Below are 15,604 nucleotides of genomic sequence, written 5' to 3' on the forward strand. Positions count from 1 at the left end.
TCAGAATGGATAGCCGATAGCAATGTTGAACACAATATTGTCACCACGCCACGAAGAACTGCCGAAGTCTATATCTTTTGTTACCCAGCCTTCGGCAGGTCTTCGCAGTGGGAAGGCTACATCAAAACGTAACACAAAAAAGCTGAAGTCGAAGCGAAGTCCAGCACCAGTACCAACAGCGAGCTGATTCAGGAATTTATCTTTATTAAATTTTCCTCCGCGTCTGTTCTCTTCGTCAGCGCGCATCAGCCATATATTACCGGCATCAACAAACATAGCACCTTTCAATGATTTGATAATGTCAAATCTATACTCCAGGTTTCCTTCAAGCTTAATATCTCCGCGCTGATCGATGAAGCGCAGGGTACCGTCACTTGGATTGGCTAGTATATCGTATGTACCAGGACCAATGGATCTAGCCGGAAACGCGCGTATACTGTTTGAACCCCCTATAGCAAACTGTTTTATATAGGGCATGGTGGCTGAAGAATCTCCAAATGCATAACCAACGCCCACCACAAGTCGCGTGGCAATTTTATTGTGTTCATCCATAGCCCAATAATAGCGCACGTCAACATCGCCACGAACGTAGCGTGAATAGGGGAGATGAAAAATTTCATACTCTTCTCCTTCTTTGGGTTTATCAACGATACGCTGTACGGCATTTAACAGGTTACCGGCGACATCTATATTTCCATTGAAGTAAAAATTATGCTCGCGGTACTTGCGTTCTTCGTAACGCTGCGATATATCTTCCGATAATTGCGTGTTGATGGTATAGGAGTATCGGGTTCCCAATATAAACTGATCTTCGAATGAGCTGGCAAGTACTGGATTTTGTATTAACAGTGTATCAAATATCTTGGAACGTTTATCGGTCTTTAGAAATGTTAAGTCGATTGGAAATAATTCGTGCGATTTGGATATACTTTCTTTCCAGTTATAGCCATAGCCTGCGTTAAACGAGTTGATGCGGAAATAATTGAGCCTGTTTTGAAAATTATAACCAAGCTTGAACTGTGTCTTGGGTAAATAGCGTCTTGAAGTATAGTCAATGTAAATGGGAGCTATAAATCGCGGCACGGTAAGACTTGATTCGATTCCCATCTCAAACGAGTTGAGCGCGCCCGATGTCTGCCGGCTGATCTGTACTTCATACGAAGTGTTGAGCTTGAGCTGAAACAACTCGGCTCCTCTTAGAAAATTACGATTGGTAAATGTTAAGGCTACACCCGGCCCGACAAAGTTATTCGACTTGGACACAGCCTGCACTTCAGCCCGCAGCGATTTCTTCTTCAAAGGCGTCAGGTATACATCGGCATGCAGCATGGCAGAATCCTTTCGGGGTGATTCGGAAAATTTGATGTTTACAAATTTAAAAGCACCCAGTCCCATCAAATGACTCAAAGTAAAATCATGTGCTTCACGACTATAGATCTTACCCTTTTTTAAGTTGATCACATCGGTAACAACCTCCGGCCGGAAAAAATGTTTTTTATCAATGTAATAGTAGTTATTAATAAGAGTTGTGTCTCCCGGAGCCTGAACGGTGCTGTCCATTGACAAGGTATAATCAGGGTATACATTGATTCTGTCCAACCGATAAATTCGCTTCGCCCGATCCGGTATATTATCCTCCAGTTTTAGCGTCAGGTCTACCTTGCGTTTCCCTATAGTGCTATCGGCTTCAAACACCAGGTACTTGTCGTCAAAGTAATAGAAACCATAGTTCTCTACTTCTTCCTCGATGCGCACCTGTTCAGCCTGCATGCGCCCGAGGTCATAACGTCTTCCGGTATCCAGCAGGGATTCATTTTTGAGTGATTCAATGATCGCGGCATAAACACTATCCTTTACCTTGGGATATTCAATACTGCGAAGACGATACGGCCGGTATAGTGTTACATCGTAAATTACCTTGCCATTCTTGCCTTTGGTAACAACTTTACTTTTAACCGTAGAGCGAAAGTATCCTTCATTCTGCAATTGTCCTTGTAATGTCTTGGCCGTGCGATCGGGAGTTGTCTCACTCATTAACACCGGTGTATCACCTAATTTATACTTCAGGAAATTACGAAAGCCACCCTTTTTCTTTTTTGGTGTACCCGCTATATAATATAGCCATACGCCGGGGCGTGACCCGAGAAGCTTTGCGTTGGGTTTCGGGTTTATAAAGGTCTGCAGTTCACTCTCCAGTATTCTCTTTCTGCCTACACGCCCTTGCGGTGTCTCAAATTTTATAACAGCTCCGTTGTAAAATGCTTCACCTTCCTTCAGATATTTTGTACCGGTACATGAAGCCAGCAGCATTGCCGTGAACGTCAGGATGCCGATCATGAAAGGTATACGATGTATGCGCATGGTATCAGTTTTCCTTGGCATTGGCTTTGAATAATTCGCGGAACGCATCGTAATCTTTTATATAAATGAATCCGGCACCGGTCTCGATCAATTCACCATCGATCATATCATAATTACTGTTGCGGAAACCGGTAATGCGCAGCCGCCCGTCTTCCGTAAGTTTATACTCCAGCGCAAGGTCGCCTATATAGTCTGTGAAACCATTCTGATTGGAGGTACTACCTTCCACATCCAGGTTACCGGCTACTTTTACCACAAGCCTGTCGTTGAGTAACGTTTTGGAAACGCCCAATTGTAATTCAGTCTGTCCTTCGGCACGACCACTCGAATAGTCTTCGTATGATTTCACATCGAATGAAAGTTGCACACCCTTGATGTTTTCAGAAAGCCGGTTTAATTGATCGGTTAGTATTTTGCTTACACTGTTGCGTGCTGTAGACGCTACACCCGAGCCGCCACCTTCGCTCTCAAGCGGATTGTCTGAAACAAAGCGCTTCAGTATCAACAGTGCAAATACCTGTTTGTTCAGGTCAGACTCCCGCGTGTTGATATCCTTGATCTTTGCATATATACTTCCGCCAAATGCATTCTGTTTGTCCTGCGGCATATCGAGCAGGAAACTGATATCCGGTGAAAGCAAATTGCCTTCAATGATAAGATATACCAGGAAGGGGAGTCGCTGTTTATAGGATGCATCTTGCGTAGCAGAAGGCATTTGATTTGCCACTAAATCAATAGGTGATGTTTCTACTTTGAACAACGCACGAATGTTCATCTCCGGTTGCAGTATATTTCCAGTCCAGGTAATGGTACTTCCCTTTTCAATCGAGAATTGCCGCTTCACAAGTTTATAGAAGGAAAGATTGTACGATCCTTGAGTGATCTCATAGCGACCGGATAATTGCATGTCACCGGTTTCATCAATATCAAATGTAAGCGTTGAGTTACCTTGTACTGAAAGTTTATCACCGGTCACCGGATCTATAATAATATTCAGAATTTCATCATCATTCAATTCTATATTGGCGGTTAGCTCTATACCGGTAAATTTAGAGGTGACAGTATCTTCAGGTTCAATGGATGCGAGGAACGGATCCTTAACAGCATCGCGATCTACAAACCGAACGATACCTTCCTGTTCCAGGATCGTCTTCTCTGTTTCCGGAACGATGTATGTAAATTCACTTCCTTTGCTCAGACTGGCATTGAGTTGTACTTTCGGAAAGTCGGATGTACCGGTAACTTTTGCCTTTGTATTAATGCGCACGTTACCATAGAAAAGATCGTTGTCATCTTCGGTCGTATTAATCACCTGGAAGTTTTCGGCATTTAGGGTAAGCGCAAGATCATACGAGTTGAACGTGTTTGATTTTACGGTGCCATCCAGTACCGCTTGATTACCTTTATCATCTTTAATCTTGAACTTGTTTAGCGCAATGCCAGTCCCATTCAGCCGAATGCTTTCATTCTCCAGTGTAAATTTACTGCCAATGATCGTGGGTGTAAATTCAGCAGCTTTAAACGTAAGTATACCATCAATCTCCGGGTTATCAGTATAACCTTCTATGCGAACCTCGCCAACAAGTTGTCCTTTCATATTTTTTACCTGTTTCATGGTGAGCGGTTCGACTGCCGCTATATCAAAGCGATTGAGTGTGGTGGTAAAGTGTATTTGTGGTTTTACTTCGTTGGATGTTATATAGCCGGCTGCCTGCAAGTCCATATTGGTGCCATCTACACGCAGGTCTATATTAAAGGGACCCGTAGCCGTTTTACCCAGGGCGAGTGCCAGGTCGCCCCACGATTGATCAAGTATAGCAAGTTTACGAATATAGAGCGTTGAATTAAAGGATCCTTGACGTGCCACGCCTATATTGAGATCGCCATCAATGATGCCGCTTACAGGTGTAGTACCTTCTACAACGCTGGTTATATTTTTAAGATCTACTTCATTAAATACTACGGTCATCGTTGTGTCGCGATCTTCGCGTTTTAACAGAAGAATCCGCTCGTTACCTTTTGAAATATAGAAATTGTTAGGAGTCATGCCCCCGCCCGTAAAACGCAATGTGTTATAGAACGGTATACTCCACGATTCATAGTTCAGTATTACCTGGTTTCGCAAGAAGCGGAATTGAAATGCATCTTCAAAACTGTTAAACACACCGCCCAGCATATACTTCTCGTGTTGCAGCGAATCGTATATAATAAAACGACTATAGATGGAATCGTTCATAACATTCCCCGATAACTTCAATGCTTCCATGCGTAGTGTATCATAACGAACTTTCTGAACCAGAAAAGTATAGTCAAGTGATTGCTCATTGGATATAACTTTTAATCCGATCGAGTCCATTGCGAGCCCCGCGTAATTTATCTCGGCCAGCTTTACCGACATCCATAGTTTGTGTTCAGCACTGTTAAAGGCACCGGCAATTTCTCCGGGTACAAACGGATCGAGATCGGGGAAGATGATCTCGGTAAGCAGGTCAGTATTTTTAATAACCAGGTTGAAATCGAAATTCTGTGGATCGGCAGGCTTGTTGAAAACAGAATCGTGCAGCGAGAAATAGCGATGTATATGTCGCTTGAGTGTTTCAGGCAAACTGAAGATGTTGATGTTACCTTTGAACTCACCAGAGAGTATATCTGAATTTACGGTGATCTCGCTTTGACCATGCTGATCGATGGACGCGAACAACAACGAATCAACTGCATATAGTTTGGTGCCGTTAAAGATGGCCACTTTACGAATGTTCAGGTCGCCATTGATTACTTTGAAATCGGCTGTAGCCAGATTTACATCAATTGTACCGCGGGCCCGTAACGGACGCTCCGATAAATTCAGGGCGCGAAAATCAGCATTGGCAAGGTCGAACTTGAAATCATAGCGCGGTATATCTTCATGGTAATCAAGATCACCTTCGAGCTTGAAGTTTAGATTTTTGTCATCCAGCTTCGCGATACCAGAGAAGAAATATTTTTTGAGCGAGCCGTCTATTATAAAATTCTTATAGCTATAGTTGTTATAGAGAAACTCCTGTATCGTTAATTTTAGCGCTGCGTTAATGTTTTTCATCGTAAAGCCTGCACCTTTTACAGATGCCTGCAGCGATATAGGCCCCATGGTTTGTTCCTGCCTCAGTAATTTGCCCAGGTTGAATTTCTTCATAGATACTTGTGCATCGTAATTTTCAGAAGCGGTGCTGTCAAAGTCCATGTCAGCGCGCAGGTTAATCGCCCCGAAGTCACTGGTGAGTATAGCTTTTGCATCCGGTGCCTGTGGCGTACCTTTTACAGTGCCGGCCAGATTTATCCAGCGTGGCAAGGCGATTGCAGAAGGCAACATGGTATCCGGAAGAATATACTTCACATCGGCTGCCGTGGTATAGAATTTCTTCAATGCTATATTCAATGAAGCTCGCTTGGTATCGGGTAACCCTTTAATCGTGCCGGAAGCTTCCAGTGAAGTTTGCGAGAGTGTACGTAAATATAGGCGTTCGAGTGTGAAGTCTTTAAGCTTGCCATTGGCAATTACCTCGAGGTCAACACGTGTATCTTTCGTGAGTGTAAGCGGAATACTGTCGAGTAAAGCCGGTGCCAGATATAGTATATCCCGTGCAGACAACGAAGAGCGGGTAACATTCATGGTTACAGCAGCATCGCCATATTGTTCTGCCAGTTTCGTGAAAGATGGAAATGTAGCTTCAGCTTCCATGTTAAGCGTAGTGTTGGGAGTATTGAAATGAAAATCCTGTACGCGGAGAGCTTTATCCGTTAACGCGAAGTCGGTCTTGAAAGAAGAGATGGTAAAGCCGCTCTTATCTTGCAATGTCAGATCTTCCAGTTTGCCCGCTATATCTATACCTTTCATTTTCAGATCTTCTGCCTGCATAGAGAAGTTCGTAATCCACAGGTGATTGAAGTCGATGGCATCTTTTACTGCTGGCTGATTGAAATCGTAATATTGAATACTGTTGTCAGTCAGGTTCAGTTCATCCAGCGATATCGTCCATGGTGTAGATGCTATACGGGTGTCCTGCACTTTTTTGCTTTCCGGAGTCTTTTTACCCGCCGTTTCTTTGGGCTGCGCGCCAGGTGTAACGTTGGCCATCTGGTGATACGCTATAAATGTTTTCTCAAGCGTAAACGAATGGAGCTGTAGGGTCTGTTTTTGCAAATCGATTGCTTCTGCATCAAGCTCGGCATTGCCCAGGTCCAGTTCGATCCGTTGTGCTGTGGTATGGTTGGTATAGAATGCTTTTACCGATTTAAGCCGTACAGTATTTACACCCAGATCAAAAGGAAGCGAAGCTGTGTCCGGTAGCGCTGCCGTTGTGCTGTCGGGTCGGGGTGCTGCTGCTGGCCGCTGTGTAACCATAGCAGAAACATTTTCCAGTGCGATTTCATCTGCCTTGATGATGGATTTCGTGAGATCAAACTCATCCATGCTGATTGACAGCTCTTCGCTCCGGAGCTGAATATCATTTCTCTCCAGTGAATCGCGGAATGCAAACCGAGTGTTATGCAATGCTATATCTTCAATAGAAAATTTCCAGGGCGTTGCCGTGGTATCTTTTACAGTGGTAGTATCGGCACTAGCAAAGGCCTTGATTATATAGTCGAAGTTGAAAGCGCTGTCGCGTGCCGAGCGACTGATGTAGCCGCGCAGCGTATCGATTTCGACATCGTTCAGTTCTATCGTGTTACGGGTTAATCCCCACAGGTCAGTATCCACGGCCAGTTCACCTATATATAGCAGCGTGTCGTGTCGCTGGTCTTCGAGGTATAAACCGTTCAGTACAACCTTCTTGGGAAACGAGAGGCTTACGTGGGCAAGCCTGACTTCGGTACCGATCTTATCGTGCAGGAATGTAACAGCCTTTTGAACGATGGCATTTTGAACAGCGGGGATCTGAATGGCAACGGAAAGAGCAACGAGCAGCAGTATTACAGAGAGAACAAACCACCCTAATACTTTTATCGTTTTAACCAGAATTCTTTTCGGCTTCCAAAGCAATTTCATTTCACAGCGTTCTCTCTGCTAATTAATAAAATTATGCCATTTGAGATTTATGTATTGAGGATAACTTTCCTCATTTTTTATTAATAGAAAGGTCAACTACCTGTGAAGTATTTCCACAAAATCACCAAACTGTGGGATTGATTTTTGTAATCAGGAAGCAGTATGAGGGGAGCCGAGGTAAGTATACCGAAGTTGACGTGGCTTTAATACTCTTATAAAATTATATGAAAGAAATTGCCAACCGTGTTAACCAGTATCTCTGGTTAGCGATCCTGCTCTTTATTGTGCTGTATTATGGCAAAGTAATTTTGATCCCGTTGGTATTTGCTGCTATGCTCGCCATGCTGATGGCTCCGGTATGCAGGCGGCTGGATGGATGGGGACTGCACAGAGGGCTGTCATCGTTCATCTGTATTTTTATTTTACTTGTTGTATTGTCGGGTGTAATGGTTGTGGTTATAGCAGAAATATACTCCTTTGCTGACGAGTTTCCGTCCATCGAAAAGAAGGCTAACGGACTGTTATCGCAGATACAAAAATTTGTAGAAGCAAACTTCGGTGTAGAGCCGGAGCGACAGCTTGCGATTGTAAAGGAACAGGTAAAAGAATTTGGTAAATCTGCCGGTATGTTTGCCGGTAAATTGGTAGCTGGGCTCACCAGTACAATTGCCGGATTACTGATCACGCTCGTATTAACCTTTTTATTCCTGTTCAATAAAGAGCGTTACGAAATATTTATACTGAAGCTATATAAAGAAGAAGAGTCTGCAGAGATAAAGAAAATTGTAACGGAGATTTCTACCGTAGCTCAAAAATATCTTACCGGAAGGGCTACTTCTATATTAATTCTTTTTGGATTATACGCTGTAGGATTATTGATTGTTGGTGTAAAGAATGCTGTGCTGCTGGCAGGTATAGCCGCGTTGCTTACCATTGTACCCTATATAGGCTCAACCCTGGGTGGAGCATTTCCATTTATGATGGCACTGGTAACTGAAGATTCGTTTCAGCCCGCACTGGGTGTTGCCGGTGTTATTATTTTTATACAGGCTATGGACAATTACTTCATTGAGCCAAACGTTGTTGGCGGTGAAGTGGCATTGAGTGCGCAGGCTTCTATTCTAACAATTATAGTGGGAGGCTTGATATGGGGAGTTGCCGGTATGATACTCTTCATCCCGATGCTGGGTATACTCAAGATTATATTTGATCATGTGGAACCGTTGAAACCTTTTGGCTATATCATAGGCGATCCCGATGCCAATAAACCTTCGAAACTGAAGATGTGGATTATGGAGAAAATAGGAAAGAAGCGAAACGTGAGACACCCTACACGTAAAAGAAAAACGGAATAATGCTGATTTTAAATTGGTGTTAAACTGCTATCTTTCTGCCGACTTAACACTAACCTGATGAGACTGCCTGCCTGTGCCTGTTGGAAGACCGTTGTGTTTATTCTGTTCGCGTTTATTCCAGTTTCTATTTTTGCTCAACATGTTTCGATTAGATCAGCCCCTGCGTGGGTAACGCCCCATAGACCTGACGTTGGCGCGAAGCCGAATGCGAAAGATGCTGCCGGCTCGTACTACCTGTTAATCGATAAACAGAGTCATGTTGAGAAGCAAACAGATTTTTTTCACTATGCCTATAAACTAATAACGAGCGAAGGTGTACAGGAGATGTCTGATATCTCGGTTGCGTTCGATCCTTCCTTTCAAAAGTTAACCTTCCATCAATGTATCATCCACCGCGATGGTAAAACTATTGGTAAGCTCAGCGCAGGTAACATTCGTACAATACAGCGTGAAGAAAGCATGGATCGTTACTTGTATGATGGTTCGCTTTCTGCCGTTATTAATCTGCAGGATGTTCGGGTCGGAGACATTATTGAATACGCGTACTCGATTGAAGGCTATAATCCTGTTTACGAAGGACACTATACTAATATAGTATATTTTGATTTTACAGTGCCTTACGAGCAGTTTAAAGAACGTATTATTTTCCCGGCCGGAAAAAAGATATATGTCAAATACTTTAATGATGAAGTAAAACCGGAAGTGCGTACGGTGGGAACATCAACGGAGTATCAGTGGTCACTTCATCGTGTCAACGCAGCGGTTTCCGAAAGTAATGAACCTAGCTGGTATGAAGGATATCGTTTTGCGCAGGTGACAGATTTTAAAGATTGGACTGAAGTAGCGGCTTGGGCAACAAAACAATTTGAAGTAACAGAACGTGAGCAAAAGCAACTGCAAAGTAAAACAGACGAATTGTTCAAAGGTCTTGATAAACCTGCGTTGATATTAAAAGCTATACGGTTCGTACAGGATGAAGTTCGTTATCTCGGATTTGAATCAGGACTCAACTCACACAAACCACACGCACCGCTGAATGTTTTCGAACAGCGCTTTGGTGACTGTAAGGACAAATCACTTCTGTTAACTACTATATTGAATATATATGGCGTTGAGGCGTACCCGATGCTGGTAAGCACAACGTTGCGCGATCATACTTCCGAGCGTTTGCCTTCGCATACTATCTTCAATCATTGTGTTGCCCAGATTGTTTATGATGGCAAATCTATATTTATCGATCCTACCATTAACAATCAGGGAGGATCACTGGATAATTATTATTTCCCTACCTATGGACAAGGTCTTGTGGTAAGTGCGAAATCTACGGATTTACGTACGCTGCCAGATCCCGTTAAATCTTCTATTAATGAAGAGCATACCATAGACGTGGCTGAGATTGATGGCGAAGCTATACTTACTGTGCAAACAATATATAAGGGCGTTGAAGCCGATATTCAGCGAAGTGATTTTGCTAGCCGCAGTGTTGATCAGATTCAAAAAGACTATATAACTTTTTATACGAACCTGTATCCGAACATAGCTGTTATTGACACCGTTCGTATGGAAGACAACCGCGAAACAAACACGGTTACAATTCATGAGAAGTATAAAGTACCGGGTATTTGGACAACACGCGATGGCGATGAAGACAAATTGTATGCTGAGTTTTATCCGCTTACGTTGGAAAACTATTTCAATGTACCCAAATTACAGACGCGTAAGGTGCCCTATAGACTTGCATTTCCGTTGTCATATGAGCATACTATACGGGTAAATTTACCTGAAGCCTGGACTATAACTCCTGATAACAAGAATATCGAATCACCCTACTATAAGTATGATTACTATGTTTCGTACAATGAAAATGATCATACTCTAATTCTGCAGACACTCTATAACACCAAGAGCGATCATATACCGGCATCTGCCATGACAAGTTTCGTTGAAGATCATGGTGTAATGATGAAGAACCTTTCCTATAATCTTTCTTATGATAAAAGTCTCGCCAACGCCTCCGGTATCAGCTGGTTTGCTGTGGTTGTTTCATTGGTAGCATTCGTGATAGCAGCATGGTTTGCGTTGCGCTTGTATAATTACTACGATCCGGAGCCGGAACTCACACGAATAAACGGACAGCCTATAGGAGGATGGCTGGTGTTAATTGCAATTGGTTTAATTATAACTCCCTTCAGAATTATATATGAGCTTTTCTTCGCTACTTCATTCTATGATGAGATAACATGGGTTTCTGGCTGGCGCCAGGAAAACTATACATTGGTGGGCCTTACCATTTTTGAGTTGGTTTATAATATAACAATTGTTGTTTTTGCAGTACTGCTGATTGTATTGTTTTTTGAAAGACGATCGTCTCTGCCTAAACTTATTATTATATACTTCTGGCTGAACGTGGCTATTTCGGTTATAGATACCTTGATAGGATGGAAATATTTTTCTGATATCACACAGCGTAACGAGATGTTTAAAACAGTGTTCCGCAATCTCATTGCCGCTGCTATATGGATACCGTACTTCAATACTTCTACACGCGTACGCGAAACTTTTGTGGAGCGATCAGGCACAAGCGATGATTCAAGTGAAATTATCTCATCGGATAGTGATACTCAACAGATGTAATTTTAGCATTGCATACGAGATCTCCCACAGGTTATTTTGCTTTCTCTCCATTCGCCTTTATCATAATACCACTTATGGCTTCGCCCGACTTTCATGCCAGTATATTGGTGGCCTTCAAATTCCTTGAACTGGTTGTAATTTTCGGCCAGGTCTTTTTCAACTTCTTTTTTCTGCGTCTTCACACGTGGCGTTGAACTCCGTTTCTTTACACCCTTTTTGGAGCGTGTTGCAATGGCTTCCATAATCGATAACGATGTGAGTACCTGATATCTTTTTTAACAAAATCCTGCCCGGAGAACAACACTTGCTGCCGGCATTGTATTGATAACCAAGAATAGCAGCATAAAATTTGTATTTTAATGCGCTTTACCCGGAGTGTTCAACTTATGCGTTTGGTTTGTATACTGGTATTTTTGTTCGCCGTTTCGTTTGTTTTTGCAGATACCGAAATCGAAAAGCCGTTGCGTACGCTGGATGGCGTGGTGGCGAATCGTCAGGAATATGTAAATAAAAAGAATGAACGCATTGCCCTTCTCAAGAGCGAATTGAAAGATGCAGTGCCGGCAAACCGGTATACTATATATTTCAAATTATACGAAGAGTATAAAACCTTTATTTACGATTCTGCTTTTACCTATGCGCGCAAGTTACAGGACGAAGCATATCGCTCGCACGATGCTTCCAAAATTGCGTTCGCCAAAGTAAAGCTGGGATTCATCCTCGTTTCTTCCGGTATGTTTAACGAAGCGTTGGATTCGCTCCACACCGTTAATCGTTTTGTTCTGGCGGATAGCCAGCGCGTTGAATTTTACGCACTCATGGCGCGCACGTATTATGACCTGGTGGATTTTAACCGTGACCGGTATTTTACGGAATTGTATACCAGGCTGGGCAATCACTATATAGATTCTGCATTGCAATTTTGTAAAGAGAATTCAGGTGCGTTTTACTCGTTGCAGGCGCAAAAGCACCTGCGGAAACAAGCATACACCGAAGCAACCACTGACCTTGAAAAAGTTCTCAACCGCCCCGGACTCACCGATGCCGAACTTGCCATCGCGGCCAGTACACAAGGCTATATTTACCTGCAGACTGGTAAAACTGACGATGCAATCCTGATGCTGATTACAGCGTCTGCCGCAGATGTTCGTTCGTCTACAAAAGAAACACTGGCTATTCTCAATCTTGCCGAGCTGCTCTATAAGAAAGGTGATGTACTGCGCGCGTACGAATATGTGAAAGTAGCGATGGACGATGCCAACTTTTACGGTGCACGCCATCGTAAGATTCAGGTCGCTGCGATCTTCCCCATCATCGAAGGGCATAAGCTTAACACGGTAGAGCATCAACGTAAACTGCTCATCACGTATGCTGTTGTTATCACCATCCTTTCACTTATCACGATAACGTCTGCTGTTATTATCTATAAGCAGTTCCGCAAATTGAAGCAGGCAGAAGAGCACATTACCAATGCGAATGCAAATTTACAGGAGGCCAATGCGTTGCTGAAAGAAGTGAACAATCGCCTTATGGAAGCCAACAAAATCAAGGAAGAGTATATCGGTTATTACTTCAATATAAATTCAGAATACCTGGTAAAGATACAGGCCTTCAAACAGGCGATCGATACCAAGCTGATGACGAAGAAGTATGATGACATTCGTTACGTGGTGAACAACATAAACCTGAAAAAGGAGCGCGAAGAATTATACCTCAGTTTCGATAAAGTCTTTTTGAAATTGTTCCCGGACTTTGTTACAACCTTCAACTCGTTCTTTAAAGAAGAAGATCGCATCGTTTTAAAAGAAGGACAGTTGCTGAATACCGAGCTTCGTATCTTCGCACTTATCCGCATGGGCATTCATGACACGGAAAAGATTGCGAAGATACTCGATTACTCCATCAACACCATTTACAATTACAAGGCGCGCATCAAGAGTAAATCCAGTGTGGCCAATGAAGACTTTGAACAGAAAATCATGGAGATAAAAGCACTTTAATAACCCGCTTCGGTTTACAATCCATTTATATTTTCCGGATATCATGCAAAATACAACTTCTTGAATGCTAGAAAGTTGATGGTATATAACCCTTAAAAACATTTATATTTTTAGTGGATAAATTCTCCTTCAGGGGGTAACATGCTTGCTTTGTTACACAATCGATAGCAGAAAATATAGCCATCGATAGTATGCAATAGCAAACGCTCTTAAACCCTATCCTGATGAAGGCACTCGCTGTTCTGTTTACCATTCTTGTTACCATTCCCGTTGCTGTGTGCGGAAAGGAAAAGCCGCTGGAGGTAAGCTCTCCTGATAAATCGATTACCGTACGACTTACCCTGAAAGACAACGGTGCCCCGGTCTACACGATACAACGGAATGGCCAGACGCTGATCGCGGATTCCAAGCTGGGTTTTATACTAAAAGATCAACCAGCGCTTACCAAAGATTTTAACTTAGCAGACGCAAAACGCACATCGTTTGACGAAACCTGGACACAGCCCTGGGGAGAAGTGAAGTCCATTCGCAACCAGTATAATAGTCTGGTAGTAACCCTGGAGGAGCAAACCGCACTGAAACGCAAGCTCGTGCTGGCGTTCCGGGTATATAATGATGGGGTGGGTTTTCGCTACGAGATACCGCAGCAACCCAACCTGAAAGATTTCGTGATCATAGACGAGCTCACGGAATTTACTTTCGCGCACAACCTGGACGCATGGTGGATCCCCGCCTATAGCGAAGACATGGATTCAGAATGTCTCTTCCGAAAAAATAAAGTAAGCGAACTGGAAGATAAAGTTCATACGCCTATAACGTTCGAGGGGAGCAATATATACCTGAGCATTCACGAAGCTGCACTGGTTGATTATGCCGCGATGACACTGGTGAACACAAACAGTCAAACGCTGAAGTGTGACCTTGTGCCGTGGGCGAATGGTGATAAAGTAGTAGCCACAGCTCCGATGAAAACACCGTGGCGTACGTTGCAGATTGGCAGTAAACCCGGTGACCTGGTAACATCACACCTGATTCTGAATCTCAACGAACCGAATATACTGAGCGATGTATCGTGGATAAAGCCCGGTAAGTATAATGGTATATGGTGGGGCATGCACATTAAAACACATACGTGGGAAGGTGGCCTGCATCACGGTGCCACGACTGAAAATATGAAGACCATGATTGACTTCGCCAGCAAGCATAAACTCTCCGCAGTGCTAGCAGAAGGATGGAACGAAGGCTGGGAAGGTGATTGGACTGCCGATGGTAATTTCAACTTTACCAAGCCTTACCCGGATTATGATATAGAAGCGATCAGTAACTATGCGCGTGAACGAAATATAGGATTGATCTCACATCATGAGACCGGTGGAAACGTAGCAAACTACGAACGACAACTGGAAGATGCTTTCAAGTTTTGTGCGAAGTATGATATACACCGTCTGAAGACAGGCTATGTAAACAGACGCCCCGCGGGAGAACATCACCAGGGACAGTTTATGGTGCGACACTATCACAAGGTAATGGAAACAGCCGCACGCTATAAAGTAATGCTCGATGTACACGAACCTGTAAAAGATACCGGCCTTCGCAGAACGTACCCGAACATGATGACGCGTGAAGGCGCAAGAGGTACGGAGTACGAAGCATGGAGTACGGGCAACCCACCTGCGCATACAACGATACTACCCTTTACACGCTGCCTCGGCGGGCCACTCGATTATACACCGGGTATATTTGACATCCAGTTTAAAACCGAAGGTGCATTTCGGGTACACACTACGCTGGCGAAGCAACTCGCGCTATATGTCGTGATCTATAGTCCGATGCATATGGCGGCCGATCTGCCACAGAACTACGAAGGTAATCCTGCCTTCAAATTTATTGAAGATGTACCCACCGATTGGGAATATACTTTAATACCCGATGCAAAGATCGGTGAGTATGTAACCACTGTACGCAAAGACCGGAACAGTAACGATTGGTACCTGGGCAGTATTACCAATGAAGAAGCCCGCACGCTTAGCATTAAACTTGACTTTCTGCCGAAAGGCAAAAAATACAAAGCCGAAATATACCAGGATGGCAGAGATGCCGATGTAACCACCAACCCGTTGCCGATTGATATTACAACGCAGCCGGTAGACGCTGGCACGGTGCTGAAGCTGACACTGGCCAAAGGCGGGGGAACAGCCATTCGTTTTGCAGAAGTAAAATAAACAAGA

7 protein-coding genes are annotated in these 15,604 nt (G+C 43.5%); 4 read left to right on the forward strand and 3 right to left on the reverse strand.

The window, feature by feature from the left end; genetic code table 11:
- Together tamL and ACFQ21_RS28700 are read right to left on the reverse strand one after the other, a co-directional pair.
- Positions 1-2,382: a translocation and assembly module lipoprotein TamL gene (gene tamL / locus ACFQ21_RS28695; protein ID WP_377585929.1), complete on the reverse strand. Its 2,382-nt coding sequence runs from the start codon at positions 2,380-2,382 to the stop codon at positions 1-3.
- Entirely contained in the window at positions 2,366-7,387 is a 5,022-nt protein-coding gene (locus ACFQ21_RS28700) for a translocation/assembly module TamB domain-containing protein (protein WP_377585932.1), read from the reverse strand. Before ACFQ21_RS28700 ends, tamL begins: the two co-directional genes overlap by 17 nt.
- 224 nt (positions 7,388-7,611) lie before the next feature.
- Between ACFQ21_RS28700 and ACFQ21_RS28705 the strand changes: the two genes are divergently transcribed.
- A complete protein-coding gene (locus ACFQ21_RS28705) occupies positions 7,612-8,742 on the forward strand; it encodes an AI-2E family transporter (protein ID WP_377585935.1) in 1,131 nt (376 codons plus the stop codon).
- Positions 8,743-8,799: 57 nt separating this feature from the next.
- The gene (locus ACFQ21_RS28710) at positions 8,800-11,376 is read left to right on the forward strand and encodes a DUF3857 domain-containing protein (RefSeq protein WP_377585938.1); all 2,577 of its coding nucleotides are present in this window, start codon (positions 8,800-8,802) and stop codon (positions 11,374-11,376) included.
- 2 nt (positions 11,377-11,378) lie between these two features.
- Here the strand turns inward: ACFQ21_RS28710 and ACFQ21_RS28715 are convergent, their stop codons facing one another.
- Positions 11,379-11,618 carry a hypothetical protein gene (locus ACFQ21_RS28715; protein ID WP_377585941.1) on the reverse strand — a complete coding sequence of 80 codons (240 nt, stop codon included), beginning with the start codon at positions 11,616-11,618 and terminating at the stop codon, positions 11,379-11,381.
- Between the two features lie 144 nt (positions 11,619-11,762).
- Between ACFQ21_RS28715 and ACFQ21_RS28720 the strand changes: the two genes are divergently transcribed.
- Complete coding sequence (locus ACFQ21_RS28720) at positions 11,763-13,376, forward strand: DUF6377 domain-containing protein (protein ID WP_377585944.1); 1,614 nt, start codon at positions 11,763-11,765, stop codon at positions 13,374-13,376.
- Positions 13,377-13,600: 224 nt separating this feature from the next.
- Entirely contained in the window at positions 13,601-15,598 is a 1,998-nt protein-coding gene (locus ACFQ21_RS28725) for a glycoside hydrolase family 97 protein (RefSeq protein ID WP_377585946.1), read from the forward strand.
- The last annotated feature ends 6 nt before the right edge of the window (positions 15,599-15,604 follow it).

The sequence above is a fragment of the Ohtaekwangia kribbensis genome (genome assembly GCF_042676245.1).
GTDB lineage: Bacteria > Bacteroidota > Bacteroidia > Cytophagales > Cyclobacteriaceae > Ohtaekwangia > Ohtaekwangia kribbensis.

What these genes read in the sequence shown, in the direction of transcription:
- tamL (WP_377585929.1), bottom strand. Translation starts at nt 2,382, where the DNA reads ATGCCAAGGAAAACTGATACCATGCGCATACATCGTATACCTTTCATG.
- ACFQ21_RS28700 (WP_377585932.1), bottom strand. Translation starts at nt 7,387, where the DNA reads ATGAAATTGCTTTGGAAGCCGAAAAGAATTCTGGTTAAAACGATAAAA.
- ACFQ21_RS28705 (WP_377585935.1), top strand. Translation starts at nt 7,612, where the DNA reads ATGAAAGAAATTGCCAACCGTGTTAACCAGTATCTCTGGTTAGCGATC.
- ACFQ21_RS28710 (WP_377585938.1), top strand. Translation starts at nt 8,800, where the DNA reads ATGAGACTGCCTGCCTGTGCCTGTTGGAAGACCGTTGTGTTTATTCTG.
- ACFQ21_RS28715 (WP_377585941.1), bottom strand. Translation starts at nt 11,618, where the DNA reads ATGGAAGCCATTGCAACACGCTCCAAAAAGGGTGTAAAGAAACGGAGT.
- ACFQ21_RS28720 (WP_377585944.1), top strand. Translation starts at nt 11,763, where the DNA reads ATGCGTTTGGTTTGTATACTGGTATTTTTGTTCGCCGTTTCGTTTGTT.
- ACFQ21_RS28725 (WP_377585946.1), top strand. Translation starts at nt 13,601, where the DNA reads ATGAAGGCACTCGCTGTTCTGTTTACCATTCTTGTTACCATTCCCGTT.